At 69.0% G+C, this 18,923-nt stretch carries 17 protein-coding genes; 14 read left to right on the top strand and 3 right to left on the bottom strand.

Annotated elements, in window-relative coordinates; all coding sequences use genetic code 11:
• Positions 1-35: 35 nt before the first annotated feature.
• Entirely contained in the window at positions 36-1,148 is a 1,113-nt protein-coding gene (locus tag INR38_RS03975; protein WP_207442514.1) for a siderophore-interacting protein, read from the bottom strand.
• Between the two features lie 123 nt (positions 1,149-1,271).
• On the bottom strand, positions 1,272-2,300 hold the full coding sequence (locus INR38_RS03970) for an AraC family transcriptional regulator (RefSeq protein ID WP_034397583.1): 1,029 nt from the start codon (positions 2,298-2,300) through the stop codon (positions 1,272-1,274).
• Positions 2,301-2,435: 135 nt separating this feature from the next.
• Between INR38_RS03970 and INR38_RS03965 the strand changes: the two genes are divergently transcribed.
• The 3 genes from INR38_RS03965 (at position 2,436) to INR38_RS03955 (ending at position 6,082) form a co-directional block, all read left to right on the top strand.
• Positions 2,436-3,635, top strand: a complete 1,200-nt coding sequence (locus tag INR38_RS03965; RefSeq protein WP_065344929.1) for a threonine ammonia-lyase — start codon at positions 2,436-2,438, stop codon at positions 3,633-3,635.
• Positions 3,636-3,741: 106 nt separating this feature from the next.
• Positions 3,742-3,891, top strand: a complete 150-nt coding sequence (locus INR38_RS03960; protein ID WP_013800017.1) for a hypothetical protein — start codon at positions 3,742-3,744, stop codon at positions 3,889-3,891.
• Between the two features lie 325 nt (positions 3,892-4,216).
• Positions 4,217-6,082: a phosphoenolpyruvate carboxykinase (GTP) gene (locus INR38_RS03955; protein WP_043823347.1), complete on the top strand. Its 1,866-nt coding sequence runs from the start codon at positions 4,217-4,219 to the stop codon at positions 6,080-6,082.
• Positions 6,083-6,375: 293 nt separating this feature from the next.
• Here the strand turns inward: INR38_RS03955 and INR38_RS03950 are convergent, their stop codons facing one another.
• Positions 6,376-6,795 carry a hypothetical protein gene (locus INR38_RS03950; protein ID WP_047472899.1) on the bottom strand — a complete coding sequence of 140 codons (420 nt, stop codon included), beginning with the start codon at positions 6,793-6,795 and terminating at the stop codon, positions 6,376-6,378.
• Positions 6,796-6,936: 141 nt separating this feature from the next.
• Between INR38_RS03950 and INR38_RS03945 the strand changes: the two genes are divergently transcribed.
• The 11 genes from INR38_RS03945 (at position 6,937) to INR38_RS03895 (ending at position 18,923) form a co-directional block, all read left to right on the top strand.
• Positions 6,937-7,896, top strand: a complete 960-nt coding sequence (locus INR38_RS03945; protein ID WP_013800015.1) for a LysR family transcriptional regulator — start codon at positions 6,937-6,939, stop codon at positions 7,894-7,896.
• Between the two features lie 48 nt (positions 7,897-7,944).
• Complete coding sequence (locus tag INR38_RS03940) at positions 7,945-8,844, top strand: metallophosphoesterase (RefSeq protein ID WP_207442513.1); 900 nt, start codon at positions 7,945-7,947, stop codon at positions 8,842-8,844.
• A 63-nt stretch (positions 8,845-8,907) separates the two neighbouring features.
• Positions 8,908-9,330 (top strand): universal stress protein, encoded by a 423-nt coding sequence (locus tag INR38_RS03935; RefSeq protein WP_012202049.1) that lies wholly within the window; start codon positions 8,908-8,910, stop codon positions 9,328-9,330.
• A gap of 210 nt (positions 9,331-9,540) precedes the next feature.
• A complete protein-coding gene (locus INR38_RS03930; protein WP_242698952.1) occupies positions 9,541-13,185 on the top strand; it encodes a choice-of-anchor U domain-containing protein in 3,645 nt (1,214 codons plus the stop codon).
• A 174-nt stretch (positions 13,186-13,359) separates the two neighbouring features.
• Complete coding sequence (locus INR38_RS03925) at positions 13,360-14,040, top strand: fumarylacetoacetate hydrolase family protein (protein ID WP_047217571.1); 681 nt, start codon at positions 13,360-13,362, stop codon at positions 14,038-14,040.
• Complete coding sequence (locus tag INR38_RS03920; protein ID WP_016452249.1) at positions 14,037-14,798, top strand: fumarylacetoacetate hydrolase family protein; 762 nt, start codon at positions 14,037-14,039, stop codon at positions 14,796-14,798. Before INR38_RS03925 ends, INR38_RS03920 begins: the two co-directional genes overlap by 4 nt.
• Before the next feature lie 27 nt (positions 14,799-14,825).
• On the top strand, positions 14,826-16,283 hold the full coding sequence (gene hpaE / locus INR38_RS03915; protein ID WP_207442511.1) for a 5-carboxymethyl-2-hydroxymuconate semialdehyde dehydrogenase: 1,458 nt from the start codon (positions 14,826-14,828) through the stop codon (positions 16,281-16,283).
• A 45-nt stretch (positions 16,284-16,328) separates the two neighbouring features.
• Positions 16,329-17,321 (top strand): tripartite tricarboxylate transporter substrate binding protein, encoded by a 993-nt coding sequence (locus tag INR38_RS03910; protein WP_207442510.1) that lies wholly within the window; start codon positions 16,329-16,331, stop codon positions 17,319-17,321.
• A 20-nt stretch (positions 17,322-17,341) separates the two neighbouring features.
• A complete protein-coding gene (locus INR38_RS03905) occupies positions 17,342-17,668 on the top strand; it encodes an aromatic ring-opening dioxygenase subunit LigA (RefSeq protein WP_012202043.1) in 327 nt (108 codons plus the stop codon).
• 1 nt (position 17,669) lies between these two features.
• The gene (locus tag INR38_RS03900; RefSeq protein ID WP_012202042.1) at positions 17,670-18,488 is read left to right on the top strand and encodes an extradiol ring-cleavage dioxygenase; all 819 of its coding nucleotides are present in this window, start codon (positions 17,670-17,672) and stop codon (positions 18,486-18,488) included.
• On the top strand, positions 18,489-18,923 hold the full coding sequence (locus INR38_RS03895) for a 5-carboxymethyl-2-hydroxymuconate Delta-isomerase (RefSeq protein WP_016447338.1): 435 nt from the start codon (positions 18,489-18,491) through the stop codon (positions 18,921-18,923).

Here is an 18,923-nt window from a genome sequence, read left to right as displayed (position 1 = left end):
CCCTGCGTGGCCTGCTTCGCGGCCTACTTAGCGGCCTACTTCGCGGCCTTGAAATCCGACTCGCTCATGCCGCGCCGCCAATAGGCCACGACCAGCTGCTCGTGCTTTTCCAGACCGCGCTCCTCGCGCGCCCACTGGCGCACGGCCTGGGCGGTGTCGAATTCGCCAGCGGCCCAGACGAAGCGGCTGGCGGGATGACCGGCCAACGCATCCGGCCAGCGCACGGCGCGCAGCGCGTCGATCAGCAGCGTGGTGGTGCCGGCCTCGGCAGCGCCCCGGTGCAGCCAGTGCCATTGCAGGCCTTCGGGCGCCTGCACGGGCTGCTCGTCCTGCGGACCCTGGACCTCGGCAAACACATGGCCGCGCGTGTGCGCCGGCAGGGCGGCCGCAATGCGCAGCATGGCCGGCAGGCCGGTGTCGTCGCCGGCCAGCAGCATCCAGTCGGCCGGGGTGGCCGTGCGCCCGCCGGGGCCGGTCATGCCGATGCGCTGGCCCGGCTGGGCGCGCGCGGCCCAGGCGGACCCGGGGCCGGCGTCCTCGTGCAGCACGAAGTCCACGTCGATCCATCCGTTGGCGCCGTCTTGGGCCATTCCCATCGCACGCATGGTGTACGTGCGCATGTCCAGGCGCTCGTCGCCCTCGGGCAGGCGCAGCAGGCCGCTGGCCGACAGCGTGGGCCATTCGGGCTCGGTCACGCCCGGCTGCGGAAACAGCAGCTTGACGTGGATGTTGGTGTCCTGCGCATAGCGCGCCATGTCGTCACAGGCAAAGCGCACGCGGCGCATGTGCGGCGTGAGATCGCGCACGGCCAGCACCCGCAGCTCGCGGAAGGCCGGCGGGCGCTGCAGCGCGGCGCCGTCACCCTCCCAGGCCAGGGAGCCGTCGGCGGCGCCCGTGGCCTCCAGCAGCAGGTGGGCCAGCATGAGCTTCATGTCCTGCAACAGCTCCACGCCAGGTGCCGCCACCTCGGCATGGACCTGCCCGCCCTCCAGCCACAGCTGGCCCCGGCCGCCTTCGTAGTCGGCCACCCAGCGCGCGCCTTCGCGGCGCACGGTGATGTCGTGCTCCTGCATGTGCCCGACGATGGCGGCGATGGCCTCCTCGGCCCTGTCCATGCGCACCGAAGTGCGTGCCTGCAGCTGTGTCATTGACGGATGTCCTTTCGTTCGGTGATTGCAGCATCGCGCAGCGCCCGCGGGGTTTGCGCCAGCCCCGCCGACGTTTGCGCAGCGCGCCCATAAGCCCATAAGCCCATACGGCGGCCCTGGCCCTCAGAGCCTGGCGCGCACCAGCTTGGGAGAGATGCCGAAGCGGCGCTTGAAGGCCGTGGAGAAATTGGCGGCGCTGGAATAGCCGGCCGCATGCGCGACCTCGGAGACGCTGCAGCCCGTCTGCTCCAGCGCGGCCCAGGCGCGTTCCAGCCGCTGCTCGCGCCGGTACCCGTCGATGCTCGATCCGTAGGCCAGGCGGAACTGGCGCTGCAGGGCGCTGGCGCTCAGGCCGACCTCGCGCGCGATTTCGGCCAGCGGGCGGCAGCCGTCGCCGCCGCTGTCCAGCAAGGCCTTGAGGCGCGCCATGCGCCGGTGTTCGCGCACGCCCAGCACGCCCGGCACGGTCTGCGCCGGATCGGGCTCGGGCGCGTCCAGCGCCTGCACGGCCTCGTGCACCAGCTCCAGCGTGCGGCTGGCCAGCAGCAGGGGCGCAGAGCCCTCGCGCGCCAGCTGGATGATCTGTTCGGCCACCGCCACGGCGCGCGGCGATGGCTGCCAGGGCTGTATGGCCAGCAACTGCTGCTCCATCCAGTGCCGCAGCAGCGGTGGCGCGACCATGGGCAGGGCCTGGGCGGCAAACCATTGCGGCTGCACGGTGATGCTGAGCTTGCGCTCGAACTTGCCGCGCCGCCAATGCCGCATGAACATGTCGCCGGGCCGCGAATGGATGACGGCGCCGCAGGCCTGCACATGGGCACCGGCCGGGCTGGCGGGCGCCACCTGCATCTGCAGGCCCTGGCTGCCGAAGGCCACGTCCACGCAGCCCTCCAGCAGCACGACCAGATGCAGCCCCGGCACGGCCGGCGAACGCGTGCTCATGGTGCGCAGGTCGCGCGCCTCCACGCCATGCAGCCACAGGCCGGGCTGGACCTGCCAGGACTGCAGGTGCCCGGCCAGCAGCGCGTCCTCGGCCGTGACCTCGGCATCGAGAATGCGGTAGTCGGGACCGCTGAAGTCGCAGGCACGCAGCGTGCCCCGCCCCAGCCAGCGCGGAGGGCGTGCAGGTGTTTGGACAGAGGAAAGAGCCATGGCCAGCCGGAGCGGCGTGCGCCCCAAAGACAAGAATGATTCTCATTTTATGGATCGCGCCGGTGCGGCGCTTTCTGCGGGGAATCCATGGCGTGCCCTGCCGCGCGCCCGGGCCGCCGTGCGCCACAATGCGTGATGCTCAGCCTCCAAGACATCCAGAACGCCGCCGACCGCCTGCGCGGCGCCGTGCTCGAAACGCCCTGCGTGGAATCGCGCACGCTGTCCCAGATCACGGGAGCGCAGGTCTATCTCAAGTTCGAGAACCTGCAGTTCACGGCCTCGTTCAAGGAACGCGGCGCCCTCAACAAGCTGGCCCAGCTCTCGCCCGAGGAGCGCGCACGCGGCGTGGTCGCCATGAGCGCCGGCAACCATGCCCAGGGCGTGGCCTACCACGCGCAGCGCCTGGGCGTGCGTGCCGTCATCGTCATGCCGCGCTTCACGCCGGGCGTGAAGGTGGAGCGCACGCGCGGCTTCGGCGCCGAGATCGTGCTGCACGGCGACTCCCTGGCCGAGGCGCGCCAGCACGCCTACACGCTGGCCGAGCAGCAGGGCCTGTGCTTCGTCCACCCCTATGACGACGAGCAGATCGCGGCGGGTCAGGGCACGCTGGCGCTGGAGATGCTGGCCGAGCAGCCCGACCTGGACCAGCTCATCGTGGCCATCGGCGGCGGCGGCCTGATCGCGGGCGTGGCCACGGCCGCCAAGGGACTGAACCCGGGCATCGAGATCATCGGCGTGCAGACCCAGCGCTTTCCGTCCATGTTCAATGCCGTGCGCCAGGCCGGGCTGCCCATGGGCACCTCGACCATCGCCGAGGGCATTGCCGTCACCCAGCCCGGCGCGATCACGCAGGAAGTCGTTTCGCGCCTGGTGGACGACATGCTGCTGGTCGACGAAGGCGACATCGAGCAGGCCGTGCTCATGCTGCTGGAGATCGAGAAGACCCTGGTCGAGGGTGCGGGCGCCGCGGGCCTGGCCGCGCTACTGCGCCATCCGCAGCACTTCGCGGGCAAGAAGGTGGGGCTGATCCTGTCGGGCGGCAACATCGACCCGCTGCTGCTGGCGGCCATCATCGGGCGCGGCATGGTGCGCTCCGGGCGGCTGGCGCGCATCAAGGTCAGCGCACGCGACGTGCCCGGCGTGCTGGCGCGCATCACGGCCACGGTGGCAGCGGCGGGCGCCAATATCGAGGAAGTCCACCACCAGCGCGCCTTCACCATGCTGGCCGCGCAGAGCGTGGAGATCGAGCTGGTGCTGCAGACCCGCAACAAGGCACACATCGAAGAGGTCATCGCTGCCCTGCAGGCCGAAGGCATGCAGGTCAACGCCGTCTAGAGCCCTAGCAGGCCCATGGCCCCTTGTGTCATGGCTTTCCCCGAAGGCGCTGGCGGGCAGGCCTGCCTAGAATGGGGCATCCCCATTGGCAGCCAGGAGCTTTTGCATGTCGCATGATCCCGCAGCGAACCACGGCGAGCAGTCGCCCCCCGAAGACGCCACCGAGGCCATCGTCCCCTACATGCCCGTCATCCTGCCCCTGGCAGGTGCCGTGATGATGTTTCTGCTGGCCTTCATCGCCGTCAACATGGCCTGATACGGCCCCTTCGCCCCCTGCACCGAGCCCCGCTTTGCGGGGCTTTTTGTTTGCCTATTGCATAGGCAAACAGACAGATCATCTTGCATATTTCAATGCACAGAATGCATAGTTTTTGCCATTCGTTTGCTGACAAATTCGTGACCGCTCCCTAGAATCGAATCCCCAGCCGGTGCGCCGCCAGCTTCCGCCAGCGCCGCCTCGCCGCCCCGAGAAGAGCTTCCTTCGCGCGCCGACTGAACAAGAGCCCGTTTCTCAAAGTTGGTGCGGCAACAGGCGCGTCCCCTTTGAAAAACTGGTTTTTTCAATTGAAGGAAGCTCCGCGATGAACGCACCCGTCATGCAAGGCCTGAACATCCAGGCCCCTGCCTACGTCAAGAACAGCCGACTGATCGCCTGGGTGGCCGAGATGGCCGCACTGTGCAAGCCCGCCCGGATCCACTGGTGCGACGGCTCCCAGGAAGAGTACGAGCAGCTGTGCCAGCAGCTCGTCGATGCCGGCACCTTCAAGAAGCTCGATCCCGTCAAGCGCCCCGGCAGCTACCTGGCCTGGTCCGACCCGTCCGACGTGGCGCGCGTCGAGGACCGCACCTACATCTGCTCGGCCAACAAGGAAGACGCGGGCCCGACCAACAACTGGATGGCCCCGAACGAGATGCGCGCCACGCTGCAGCCGCTGTTCGACGGCTGCATGGCCGGCCGCACCATGTATGTGGTGCCTTTCTCCATGGGCCCGCTGGGCTCGCCCATCGCCCACGTGGGCGTGGAGCTGTCCGACAGCGCCTATGTGGCCGTCAACATGAAGATCATGACCCGCATGGGCCGTGCCGTGTATGACGTGATCGGCGTGGAAGGCGAGTTCGTTCCCTGCGTGCACACCGTGGGCGCGCCCCTGGCCGAAGGCGAGAAGGACCAGACCAGCTGGCCCTGCAACAAGACCAAGTACATTGTCCACTACCCCGAGACGCGCGAGATCTGGAGCTATGGCTCGGGCTACGGCGGCAACGCCCTGCTGGGCAAGAAGTGCTTTGCGCTGCGCATCGCCTCCACCATGGGCCGCGACCAGGGCTGGCTGGCCGAGCACATGCTCATCCTGGGCGTGACCAACCCCCAGGGCAAGAAATACCACGTGGCTGCGGCCTTCCCCAGCGCCTGCGGCAAGACCAATTTCTCGATGCTGGTGCCGCCCAAGGTCTTCGAAGGCTGGAAGGTCACCACCATCGGCGACGACATCGCCTGGATCAAGCCCCAGGCCGACGGCTCGCTGCGCGCCATCAACCCCGAAGCCGGCTACTTCGGCGTGGCCCCGGGCACGAACTACCACACCAACCCCAACTGCATGGCCAGCCTCGACAAGAACGTGATCTTCACGAACGTCGCGCTGACCGATGACAACGACGTGTGGTGGGAAGGCATGGACAAGGACACCGGCAAGCAGCCCGATCACCTGATCGACTGGCAAGGCAAGGACTGGACGCCCCAGATCGCCCGCGAGACCGGCGCCAAGGCCGCCCACCCCAACGCCCGCTTCACCGTGGCCGCGACCAACAACCCCGCGCTGGACGAAGCCTGGGACGATCCCAAGGGCGTGAAGATCGACGCCATCATCTTCGGCGGCCGCCGCTCCACCACCGTGCCGCTGGTGACGGAGGCCCGCAACTGGACCGAAGGCGTCTACATGGCCGCCACCATGGGTTCGGAAACCACGGCCGCCGCCTTCGGCGCCCAGGGCGTGGTGCGCCGCGACCCCTTCGCCATGCTGCCGTTTGCCGGCTACAACATGAGCGACTACTTCCAGCACTGGCTCACGCTGGGCGCCAAGATCGAAGGCCAGGGCGCCGCCCTGCCCAAGATCTTCACCACCAACTGGTTCCGCAAGAACGCCGACGGCAAGTTCGTCTGGCCCGGCTACGGCGAGAACATGCGCGTCCTGAAGTGGATGATCGACCGCCTCGAAGGCCAGGCACAGGGCGAGCAGACCGCCTTCGGCATTGCGCCCCAGTACGCCGAGATCAACTGGACCGGCCTGGACTTCTCCGCCGACCAGTTCGCCAGCGTGACCAGCATCGACAAGGCCGCCTGGGCCGAGGAAATGCAGCTGCACACCGAGCACTTCGACAAGCTGGCCCACAAGCTGCCCCAGGAGCTGCTGGTGACCAAGGCCGAACTGGAAAAGCGCCTGGGGACATAAAGCTCCCCCTGAGCGGCTACGCCGCTTCCCCCTCTCGCTTCGCGGGGGGGACGGCACCCTCGGTGCGGGGCGGCCCTTCCTCGGTGCCCCTTGCTTTGGGCAGCGCCAGTTTCATGGACTGTGGAAGATGCACAGAACAATGAATCCCTGAGTAGCTCTCGACCCATGGAAAAAGCCTCGCAGTGCGAGGCTTTTTTTGTGGCGTTTCAACGACGCCCCCAGACAACAAAAAAGCCGCGCCTTGTGGGCAGCGGCTTTTTTGGAGGAGCGCCGAAAGGCGCCCCAGGCAGAGATCAGTTGCCTTGACGATCCATGGCGCGGGCCAGGTCGGCCATCAGGCGGGCGTCCTGCAGGGCGGCATTCCAGATGCGCTCGTCGGCAGCGGCCTGCTGGCGGCTCTCGGTCCAGGCGCGGTAGCCAGCGCGGGCCATCATGGCAGCGCGGCGGGCGGGAGCGGAGAACAGGGCCAGGCCCATGAAGGCGGCAACCCACAGCACCACCCAGGCGCCCAGCATGTGGCCGTCGGTCCAGTTGTGGGCGACCTCGTTGACCACCACCATCAGCGCGGCCACCAGGGCAGCGAGCAGCAGGGCGCTGGCGCCACGCTTGCCGGAGAAACGCTTGGCAGCGCTCTTGCGGTCATCGGCGGCTTGATAGACATGCACCACACCAGGGTGCTCGACACAGTAGGAGTTGTAAATGAAGTTGCTCATGGCAGATAAACCCAGTTAAATAGCCGCTTTTGACGGCGTGGCGGGCGACTAGGTGTAACTATAGGGTTTACCCTAGAGCTCTTCAAATTTATATCTTGAATCTGTAGCATTCACGCCAGTGATGACTCAGCGCCCGCCGCCATGTCTGCCCTGAACTTCCGCACACTGGATCTGAACCTGCTGCGCGTCTTCGACGAGGTGATGGCAGAGCGCAGCCTGACGCGGGCGGCCCACAAGCTGGCCATCACCCAGCCGGCCGTGAGCAACGCCCTGCGCCGCCTGCGCGAGGCCCTGGGCGACGAGCTCCTGGTGCGCCAGGGCCAGGGCGTGGAGCCCACGCCGCGCGCGCTGGCGCTGTGGCCCGTGATCCGGGAGGCGCTGCAGCAGCTGCAGGACACGCTGACGCCGGGCGAATTCCATCCTTCCACCGCCACCGCCACCTTTGTGCTGGCCATGGCCGACGCCACGGCGGCCACGCTGATCCCGCCCATGTTCAGCCTGCTGGAGCGCGAGGCGCCCGGCGTGGGCATCCGCGTGCTGCCGCTGACCACGCGCGACCCGCGCGGCCTGCTGGAGGCCGGCGAGGCCGACATGGCCGTGGGCTACTTCCCCGCCGCGCTGGCCGACCTGACGGCGCGCGCGCAGTCGGGCGCCCTGGTGGCCTTCGACAGCCGGCGCCTGTACGAAGGCGAGTACCTGTGCGTGATGCGCCAGGGCCATCCGCTGGCCGATGTGCCGCTGACGCTGGACAACTACTGCGCGGCGCGCCACATGCTGGTGAGCTTCTCGGGCCGCTCCTTCGGCTTCATCGACGAGGCCCTGGCCTCGCTGGGCCGCACTCGCCAGGTGGTGCTCACCGTCAACCAGTTCTTCACGGCCGGGCGCGTGGTCATGAACTCCAACCTGCTGACCATCCTGCCGCGCCACTTCGTGCCCGTGACCGGCATGGCCGACAAGCTGGTGCTGCGCGAGCTGCCCTTCGACGTGCAGCCCGTGCATGTGGACGCGCTGTGGCGCCGGCGCGGCCAGCACCCGCAGGCCTATGAATGGCTGCTGCGCACGCTCACGCGCTCGGCAGAGGCCACCTTCCCGCACACCTGAGAGCGTGTTGCGGGGGCGCGCGCCAGCGCAGGTTCTACACTTGGCCGCATGAAGATCCAGCTGCTGTCCGACCTGCACCTCGAGGCCCATCCGCATTTCATCGCCGAGCCCGCACCGGATGCCGACGTGCTGGTGCTTGCCGGCGACATAGGCTCCTACCAAAGCGGCAGCCTGCTGCAAGGCGAGCACTTCGGGCTGGAGCGTTTCTCTCCCCTGCCCCAATACGCGGGCTGGCCCTGCCCCGTGATCTTCGTGCCGGGCAACCATGAGTACGACATGCAGGACTTCGACGCCGCCCATGCCCGCCTGCGCGCCGCCTGCGAGCGCATGGGCATGGTCTGGCTGGAGCGCGAGACCGCCGTGCTGGGCGGCGTGCGCTTCGTGGGCACCACGCTGTGGAGCGACTACGACGCCATGTCCATGCACGAAGGCGTGACCGATCTGGCCCGGCTGCTCAAGCTGCGCGAGAAGGCCTTCCGCGCCGCCAACTTCTACCTGCACAAGACCGGCGGCACGCGCGGCGGCGAGCCCTTCCTGGCCGAGCCCATGCGCGAGCAGTCGCTGGTCTGCCAGCAATGGCTGCGCCAGGCGCTGGCCCGGCCTTTCGATGGTCCCACGGTGGCCGTCACGCACTTCGCGCCCAGCCTGCGCAGCGCCGATCCGCGCTATGGCCTGGTGCCCGGCACGGCCGGTTTTTGCAATGTGCTCGACGATCTGCTGCCCTTTGCCGATCTGTGGCTGCACGGCCACCTGCATTCGCCCAGCGACTATGTGGCCGAGGGCCTGCGCGACGATGGCCGCGCCTGGCGCTGCCGCGTGGTGGCCAACCCGCTGGGCTATGCACGCAAGGGCGAGCAGGAGGGCTTTTTCCCGCGCTCTACCATCGAGTTGCCGGCGCACGTGACCGCAGGGGCGGCAGAGGTGGCAGATGCGCCGGTCCGCGCTTGACCTGGATCAAGCACTCCATCCCGGCTTGGGCTTAGTCTTGGGCCATACCAAAGGAGGACTTTCATGAACATCCTGCTCGCAGTCGATGGCAGCCCCTACACCCAGAAGATGCTGGCCTACCTGACCTCGCACCCCGAGATCCTGGGCTCCGCCCACAGCTACAGCGCCATCACCGTCCAGCCCCAGCTGCCAGCCCGCGCGCGCGCCGCACTGGGCAAGGAGGTGGTGGACGAGTACTACGCCGAGGAATCGACCAAGGTGCTGGACCCCGTGTGCAGCTACCTGGCCGAACACGGCGTGCAGGCCACGCGCCTGAGCAAGGTGGGCCCGGTCGCCGACTCCATCATCAAGGCCGCCGAGGAAGGCAAGTTCGACCTGCTGGTCATGGGCACGCATGGCCATGGCGCGCTGGGCCGCCTGGTCATGGGCTCGGTCAGCACCCAGGTGCTGGCCGGCAGCCAGGTGCCGGTGCTGCTGATCCGCTGATCCGCTGCACCGTGGACATGCGGCGCCCATAACCAGAAAAAGCAAAGCGCAGGCTTCACGGCGCAATGAACCAAAGACGGCTCCCCCGCGGGAGCCGTCTTTTTTTGCATGGCAGCTTGCCGCCGTCGTGCATGGCCTGCCGTCACCGGGCTGTCACAGCCGCCTTTTACAGTCGCGCGATTTGTCACACAGGGGATGGTGAGCATGCGCATGGATACTTTGGATTGGCGGCACAAGGCGATTGCAACGGCCTGCCTGGCCCTGTGTGGCGCTGCATGGTCCGCGCCCTTCACCCCGGGCAACCTGGTGGCCTACCGCGTGGGCACCGGCACGGGCGCCCTGCCTGTGTACCTGGACGAGTACCGCGTGGACGGCACCCTGGTGCAATCGCTGCCGCTGTCAGGCGGAGCAACGCCGCTGACGGCCAGCAGCACGGGCTCGGAAGGCCTGCTCAACCGCTCGGCCAACGGCCTGTGCCTGACGGTCCCCGGCTATGCGGTGGCACCGGGCGGCGCCGATCCCAAGACGGCGGCGGCACGCGGCGTGGCCTTTGTCGATGCCGACGGTGTGGTGGGCAATGGCACGCGGCTGGGCGGTACGGCCCTGGTCGGCGATGCCTTTCGCAGCGTGGTCAGCGACGACTGCAGCCGCGCCTGGGCCAGCGGCAGCGGCAGCCCCAACGCCAACCGCGGCATCTGGTTCGTCCAGAAAGATGCCACCAGCGCCACCCAGCTGAGCAACAAGAACACCCAGGGCATCACCATGGCTGATGGCCAGCTCTACGCGGCCTTTGCCAGCGGCGACACGCTCAACAGGATCGGAACCGGGCTGCCCACGACAGGCACGCCCGCAGTCAGCGCGCTGCCGGGCCTGGCGGGCAACAACCTGCGCGGCCTGGCCTTCCTCGATCTCGATGGCACGCCGGGCGCAGACACGCTCTACGTGGCCGCCAACAACGATGGCACAGGCACGGTGCGCAAGTACACGCTGGAAGCGGGCACCTGGGTGGCCCGGGGCTCGGCGCCGCTGGCAGGCGCCCATGGCCTGGCAGCCGTGCATCTGGGCCAGGGCGCGGTCATGCTGCTGGCCACCGGCTCCGATGGGCAGTTGTATCGCCTGTTCGATGCCTCGGGCCGCACCGGCACGCTGGCTGGCACGCCGCAGCCGCTGGCGTCGGGCATCGACGGCGTGCTGTACGGCCTGGCCTGGGCACCCGAAGTGTCCCCGCCAGCTACCGTGCCCGCAGCCCCTGCGAGCGTGAATGCCAGCGCCTCGGGCAACAGCGTGCAGGCGCAGTGGGCCAGCGTGAGCGGCGCGTCCTACTACCTGGTCGAACTGTCCAGCGACGGCTTCGCCACCGTGTCGCACAGCCTGGCGGTGTTCGGCACCAGCCAGACCGTGGACGGACTGGCGGCCGGCAGCCACCAGGTGCGCGTGCGCGCGGTGAACAGCCTGGGCGGCGGGGCGGCCGGCATTTCGGCGCCCGTCACCACCAGCCCGCCCCCGACGACTTCCCTGCCCGCGCTGACCGCCTATTCGGGCGTGGTCGGCGATGCCAGCGATGTCCTCGCGGGCACGGGCCTGTCCTTCACCGTCAGCGATCCGGCCGCCACGGTCAGCGCCACGTCCAGCAATCTCGCCGTGGTCGCCGCCAACGGCCTGGTGGCGACGCAAAGCGGTGGCAACGCCGTGCTCAGGATCACGCCCACCGGCGTGGGCTATGCCGACATCACCGTCACGCTGACCAACGCGGGCGGCGCCTCCGTCAGCCGCACCATCAAGTACGCGGCCTCGGCCAACACCGCAGCCAACACCAGCCCGCGCTGGCTGGCCGGGCGCTCGGACGCATCGACGGCCATCGTCATCGATGCCACCACCATGCTGGTGGGCGACGACGAGGCGCCTGCCCAGGATGCCTCGGGCAATGCGCTGCCGGCCGGCAACTCCTTCTCGGCCTATGGCCCGGCCGGCGGGCTGCCCATCAAGCCGCTGATGCTGGACAGGACCGCCCTGGGCCTGGCCGATGCCGCCGCCTGCACCGGCGCCGGCCTCACGGGCCTGGACAGCTGCAAGAGCGACGAGGAAATGGACATCGAGGCCAGCTTTGCCCTGGGCAGCCGCGTGTACGTGGCGGGCTCGCACTCCAACAACAAGAGCGGCAAGTCGCGCACCGACCGCTGGCGCCTGGCGGCGATGGATGTGACCGGCTCCGGCGCCTCCACGGCGCTGACCGCACGAGGCTACTACCGCTGGCTGCGCGAGGACCTGCGCAGCTGGGACGCGGCCGCGCATGACGGCCTTGCCGCCAACTACCTGGGCCTGGTGGCCAGCTCGGACGGCGGCGCCACCAAGGCGCCCGAGGCCGAGACGATGAGCGGCTTTTCCATCGAAGGCATGTCCACCAGCCCCGACAACGGCGCCGCCTGGCTGGGCTTTCGCGCGCCGCTGGTGCCGGCACCGGGCGCGCCCGCCGTCACGGCGGACGACGCCACGGGCCGCACGCATGCGCTGATCGTGCCCGTGACCAACTTCGCGGCCCTGCCTGCGGCCGATGGCGGCAGCAAGGGCAGCGCGACCATGGGCCAGCCGATCCGCCTGGACCTGGGCGGCCGAGGCATCCGCGAAATCCGCAAGAACGCGGCCGGCGAGTACCTGATCATTGCCGGTCCCTCGGCCAGCGCCACGGGCACCGCGCCGCGCAACTTCCAGCTCTATTCCTGGGATGGCCGCGTGAACGGCGCAGGCCTGGCCCTGAACCTGCGCCCGCGCGCTGCCGACCTGGCCGCCATCACCGTGCCCAATACCGCCTGCTCGGCCGAAGGCATAGGCGCCATGCCGGCCAGCCTGGACGCAGGCGGCAGCGTGGACATCCTCAGCGACTGCGGCGATGCCGATTTCTACGGCGATGGCACCGTGGCCAAGGACCTGCCCTATGCCGCCTGGAAAAAGGCGCGCCTGGACAGCCTGGCGGTGCCCGCCCTGTCCACCGTGGCCCTGTCCGCCCAGGCCGTGGACCAGACATCGGCCGTGGTCCAGGCCACGCCCAGCATGGGCGGCAGCCTGCGCGCCGTGGCCCTGCCCGCCAACGCACCCGTCCCCAGTTGGGAACAGGTCATGGCCGGCCTGGATGCCGCCGGCCTGCCGGCCCCTGCCAGCAACACGGTCAGCACCGCGGCCAATACCGCTGCCACGCTGTCCTTCACCGGCCTGGACCCCGCCGTGAGCTACCGCGTGCATGCGGTCAACCTGCCGGCATCGGGCATGGCCAGCGCGCCGGCTGTGCTGGCCCTGAGCAAGCCCGTGCCAATCGGCACGCAGATCGGCACGGGCAGCAACACGGCGGGCGTCAGCAACGGCACGGGCAACGTGGGTGCGGACCAATGGCAGTTCGCCTCGAACTCGGCAGGCTTTCAGCCCGCGCCCTCGCAAAGCCCGCTGCCGGGCAACCTGCGCATGCCCTACGGCAGCCTGAGCTTCGTGCTCATGGGCGGCACGCCGGGCTCCATGGCCACCATCCGCATGGACCTGCCCGAAGCCGCGCCCGCCCAGGCCACGCTCTGGAAGTACGGCCCCACGGCCGCCACGCCCACGGCGCACTGGTATGAGCTGGCCGCGTCGGCCTACCGCTTCGCACCCGACCGCCGCTCGGTGAGCTTCGACATCACCGACGGGCAGACGGGAGACAGCGACCTGACCGCCAACGGCGTCATCGTGGACCCCGTGGCGGTGGCCGCGCCTGCGGCCCTGCCGCCCGGCGCCACGGCCACCCCCGTGCCCGGCCTGTCCACACTGGCCCAGGCGCTGCTGGCGCTGGCCCTGGGCGGCATCGCCGCACTGCGCCGCCGCCGCGGCTGACGCCCGCGCGCCTTCTGCACCGGCCGCACCTGGCCGCACCCGGTACCCCCTTCAAGCCCCTGCACGGTTCGCCGCGCACGGGCTTTTTGCTGCGGCCTGGGAAAACCCTGAATCCACCGTGTTGACGGGGCTTGTTGCAAAAACAATAATTACCACGTTAACTAAATCCACACCATGCAGATTCAGCCCTTTCTCCTGGATGACGGCCTTGCGCTGGGCACGGTCTACGGCACGCTGCTCAACCAGCAGGCCACCGTGCAGCGCCTGTCGCCGCAGTTCGACAGCGCGCCCTACAAGGCCGCTCCGCGCGCCCCCGTGCTCTATCTCAAGCCCCGCAACACCTGGGCACGCGATGGCGCTGCGGTGGCCGTGCCGGCCGATCCCGGCGAGGTCCGCGTCGATGCCAGCATCGGCCTGGTGATCGGCCGCAGCGCCACGCGCGTCAGCGAAGCAACGGCCATGGACCATGTGGCCGGCTGGCTGATCGCCAGCGACCTCACGCTGCCGCACGAGAACTACTACCGCCCCGCCATCCGCCAGCGCTGCCGCGACGGTTTCTGCCCGCTGGGCACGCTGGTGCGCGGCGCAGGCTTCGATGCGCAAGCGGCAGAACTCACGGTGTCCATCAATGGTGAACAGGTCTGGCAGCGCGGCTTTGCCGATCTGGTGCGCTCGCCCGCAAGGCTGCTGGCCGACGTGACCGAATTCATGACGCTGTCGCCCGGCGACGTGCTGCTGCTGGGCCCGGGCGAAGGCGCGCCGCTGGCGCGGCCCGGGGACCGCGTGGTCATCGAGGTGCCCGGCCTGGGCCGGCTCACGCATTCGGTGGTGGCAGAACAGGGAGCAGCAGCATGAAGCACGGACGCGTCATCTTCGAAGGACAGACCCTGCAGGTCACCGAAGGCCCGCACGGACAGGTGCAGTTGCCCGATGGCCGCCTGGTGGCGGAGACCGCCGTGCAGTGGCTGCCGCCGCTGCAGTTCGGCACGGTCTTCGCGCTGGGCCTGAACTATGCGGACCATGCCAAGGAAATCGCCTTCAACAAGGCGCCCGAGGAACCGCTGGTCTTCCTCAAGGGCCCGAACACGCTGAACGGCCACCGAGGCCGCACGTACCGGCCCGCCGACGTGGCCTACATGCACTTCGAGTGCGAGCTGGGCGTGGTCATAGGCAAGACCTGCCGCAATGTGCGCCGCGAGGATGCCTACGGCGTGGTCGCCGGCTACTGCACGGCCAACGACTACGCCATACGCGACTACCTGGAGAACTTCTACCGGCCCAACCTGCGCGTGAAGAACCGCGACGGCGCCACACCCGTGGGCCCGTGGTTCGTCGATGCAGCCGATGTGCCCGACCCCATGAACCTGCGCCTGCGCAGCTGGGTCAACGGCGAGCTCAAGCAGGACGGCAGCACGCGCGACATGGTGCATGACATCCCCTCGCTGATCGCCCATCTGTCGGGCTTCATGACGCTGAACCCCGGCGACCTCATCCTCACCGGCACGCCCGACGGCGTGGCCGACTCCCGCGTGGGCGACGAGATCGTCACCGAGATCGAAGGCCTGGGCCGCCTGGTCAACACCATCGTCGGCGACGCGCCGGCCGCCTCCTGAACCCACCGCACACGCCAAGGAATCCCCATGCGCATTGACCACCTGATCGACGGCAAGGCCGTCGCCGGCAAGGACTATTTCGAGACCGTCAACCCCGCCACCCAGGAGGTGCTGGCCGAGGTTGCTGCAGGCGGCGAGGCCGAGGTGCAGGCCGCTGTCGCCGCCGCGAAGAACGCCTTCCCGAAATGGGCCAACACGCCCGCCACCGAACGCGCCAAGCTCGTGCGCAAGCTGGGCGACCTGATCGCCCGCCATGTGCCCGAGATCGCGCAGACCGAGACCAACGACTGCGGCCAGGTCATCGCCCAGACGGGCAAGCAGCTGGTGCCGCGCGCGGCCGACAACTTCTACTACTTTGCCGAGATGTGCACGCGCGTGGACGGCCACACCTATCCCACGCCCACGCACCTGAACTACACCCTGTTCCACCCCGTGGGCGTGTGCGCGCTGATCTCGCCCTGGAACGTGCCCTTCATGACGGCCACCTGGAAGGTGGCGCCCTGCCTGGCCTTCGGCAACACGGCCGTGCTCAAGATGAGCGAGCTGTCGCCCATGACGGCCGCGCGCCTGGGCGAGCTGGCGCTGGAGGCCGGCATTCCGCCCGGCGTGCTCAACCTGGTGCACGGCTACGGCAAGGACGCGGGCGAGCCCCTGGTGCGCCACCGCGATGTGCGCGCCGTCTCGTTCACGGGCTCGACCCAGACCGGCAACCGCATCGTGCAGGCCGCCGGCCTCAAGAAATTCAGCATGGAGCTGGGCGGCAAGAGCCCCTTCGTGATCTTTGACGACGCCGACTTCGAGCGCGCGCTGGATGCGGCCGTGTTCATGATCTTCTCCAACAACGGCGAGCGCTGCACGGCCGGCAGCCGCATCCTGGTGCAAAAGGGCATCTACGCGAAATTCGTCGAGCGCTTCGTGGAGCGCGCCAGGAAGATCACCGTGGGCGACCCGCTGGACGAGTCCACCATCGTCGGCCCCATGATCAGCGCCAGCCACCTGGCCAAGGTGCGCCACTACATCGAACTGGGCCAGAAGGAAGGCGCCAGCATGCTGTGCGGCGGCCTGGACGCGCCGGTGCTGCCCGAGCACGTGCGCAAGGGCAACTACGTCCTGCCCACGGTGTTTGCCGACGTGGACAACCGCATGCAGATCGCCCAGGACGAGATCTTCGGCCCCGTGGCCTGCATCATCCCCTTCAGCGACGAGGCCGAGGCCGTGCGCCTGGCCAACGATATCCAGTACGGCCTGTCCAGCTACGTCTGGACCGAGAGCGTGGGCCGCGCCCACCGCGTGGCCGCCGCCATCGAGGCCGGCATGTGCTTCGTCAACAGCCAGAACGTGCGCGACCTGCGCCAGCCCTTCGGCGGCACCAAGGCCTCGGGCACGGGCCGCGAGGGCGGCAGCTGGAGCTACGAGGTCTTTTGCGAGCCCAAGAACGTGGCCGTCTCGCTGGGCTCGCACCATATTCCGCACTGGGGCGTCTGAACGGGCGACCAGCGACAACGACAAAGAGAACCGAGGAGACAAGACATGCAACGCCGCCATTTCCTGCAATCCACCGCAGCCACCACGGCCGCAGCGCTGATGCTCCCGGGCCTTTCCCAGGCCCAGCCCGGTAGCGCGTCCGGCACCTGGCCCGCAAAGCCGCTGCGCATCATCGTGCCCTTCACGCCGGGCGGCACCACCGACCTGGTGGCGCGCCTGGTGGGCACCGAGCTGGGCAAGTCCCTGGGCCAGCCTGTGATCGTGGAGAACAAGCCCGGCGCGGGCACGGTGATCGGCGTGGACTATGTGTCCAAGCAGCCGGCCGACGGCTACACCCTGGTGTGCGTGGCCAACAGCTTCACGGCCAACAAGACGCTGGTGAAGAACCTGCCCTACGACACCACGCGCGACCTCAAGCCCGTGGCGCTGATGGGCCTGTCCGAGCATGTGCTGGCCACCCACCCGGGCAGCGGACTGAAGACGCTGGCGGACCTGCGCAGCCGCGCCAAGGCCAGGCCCGGCGAGCTCAGCTATGCCTCGTTCGGCAACGGCACCTCGGCCCATCTGTCGGGCGCGCTGCTGTGCCAGGAGATGGGCATCGAGATGGTCCACATCCCCTACAAGGGCCAGGGCCCGGCGCTGGCCGACCTGCTGGGCGGCCAGGTGGACGTGATGTTCGGCAACTGGCCCGAGTTCCGTGGCCATGTGCAAAGCGGCAAGCTGGTGGCACTGGGCATGGCCACGCGCCAGCGCTCGCAGTTCGCTCCCCAGGTGCCCACGCTGGCCGAGCAGGGCGTGGCGCTGGAATCCAACTCCTGGCAGGGTCTGCTGGCACCGGGCGCCACGCCCGATGCGCTGGTGCAGCGCATCAACGCCGCCGTGGTCAAGGCCCTGGCCGAGCCCGCCGTGGTGGATGCCTTCGCGCGCGGCGGCATCGTCTCGCAGGCCGGCACGGCGCAGCAGTTCGCGGCCTTTGTCACCAGCGAAATCGCCAAGTACGAAGCCATCATCCGCCGCGCCAACATCACGCTGGGCTGAGGCCGACACCGGGAGCCGCCATGAGCCTGTACACCATGCAGAAATTCCTGTTCCAGCTCAACCGCGAGCCAGAGGTGCAGCGGCGCTTTGCCGAGGACCGCGCTGCGCTGCTGGCCGAGTACGCGCTGGAGCCCGAGGAGTACGAAGCCATGTTCCATGGCGACATCGGCAAGCTCTACGTGCTGGGCTGCAACGGCCAGCTGCTGATGCACTTCGCGCCGCTGCTGGGCATGCCCTGGGCCGACTACCTGCAGGCCATGCGCGACGGCGTGCAAAAGCACGGACCGGTGCGCGCGGGCGTCTACGCGATGACGACAGCCACCAACGAAAAGATCGCAGGAGTTTGAGATGAGTCTGGTATTTGCAGGCGTTTGCAGCCACGCGCCCGGCATCACGGGCCGCGCACACCTGGCCGATCCGGCCACCAGGGATGCCTTCCATGCCGCCTTCCGCGACATGGGCGCACGGCTGGAGGCGGCGCGGCCCGATGCCGTGATCGTCATCGCGGCCGAGCACTTCGCCAACTTCTTCATGAACAACATGCCGGCCTATGCCATCGGCATGGCAGACCACTACGAAGGGCCCATCGAGGACCCGGCCTGGCTGGGCATAGAGCGCCACCGCATCCCCGGCAATGCCGAGCTGTCGCGGCGCCTGATCACCGAGGTCATGCAGACCGTGGACGTGGCCTTTGCCGAGGAGTGGAAGTTCGACCACGGCATCATGGTCCCGCTGCACTTTCTGACGCCGGCCTATGACAAGGACATCATCCCCGTCAACATCAACTGCCAGGGCCCGCCGCTGACGCCGCTGCACCGCGCATGGGCCTTTGGCGAGGCCCTGCGCCGCGCCTGCGACAAGGCGCCCGAGCGCATCGCCATCGTGGGCACGGGCGGCATCTCGCACTGGCCGGCCACGCCCGACTCGGGCAAGGTCAACTGGGAATGGGACCAGCAGTTCATGGACCGCTGGTGCCGCAACGACCGGGACGCGCTGCTGTCGTACACCGACGCCGAGACCTACCGCGACGGCGGCCAGGGCGGCTTCGAGATCCGCAGCTTCATCGCCGTGGCCGCCGCCGCGCGCGGCGCGGGCCAGGTGCTGTACTGCCAGCCCATTCCCATCTTCGCCGTGAGCTGCACGGCCGCCACCATGGAGGTGGCCTGAATGCCGCACGTGGTCATCCTCTACACGGCCAGCCTGGACGCGCACACCGACATGACGCAGCTGTGCCGCGCCCTGGCCGACACCATGCTCACCGTGCGTGCCGAAGACGGCGCCCAGGTCTTTCCCACGGGCGGCACGCGCGTGCTGGCCTACCCCGCGCCGCACAGCGCCGTGGCCGATGGCGGGGCCGCAGGCCGCGCAGCGGGCGGCGATGGCGACTACGGCTTCATCTACATCAACCTGCGCATGGGCCGGGGCCGCACGGCCGCCGTGCAGCAGCAGGCCGGAGACGCCCTGCTGGCCTGCGCGCGCCGCCATCTGCAGCCGCTGTTCGCGCAGCGCCACCTGGGCCTGACCGTGCAGGTCGATGAAAGCCCGGGCCAGGTCTACGACGGCAAGCACAGCACCCTCCACCCTCTCTTTTCCAGGCCTTGA

Source organism: Delftia sp. SD018, assembly GCF_017355445.1.
Lineage (GTDB): Bacteria > Pseudomonadota > Gammaproteobacteria > Burkholderiales > Burkholderiaceae_C > Comamonas > Comamonas acidovorans.
Note: the sequence above shows the minus strand (reverse complement) of the source record. Positions and strands in the feature narration are given on the sequence as shown.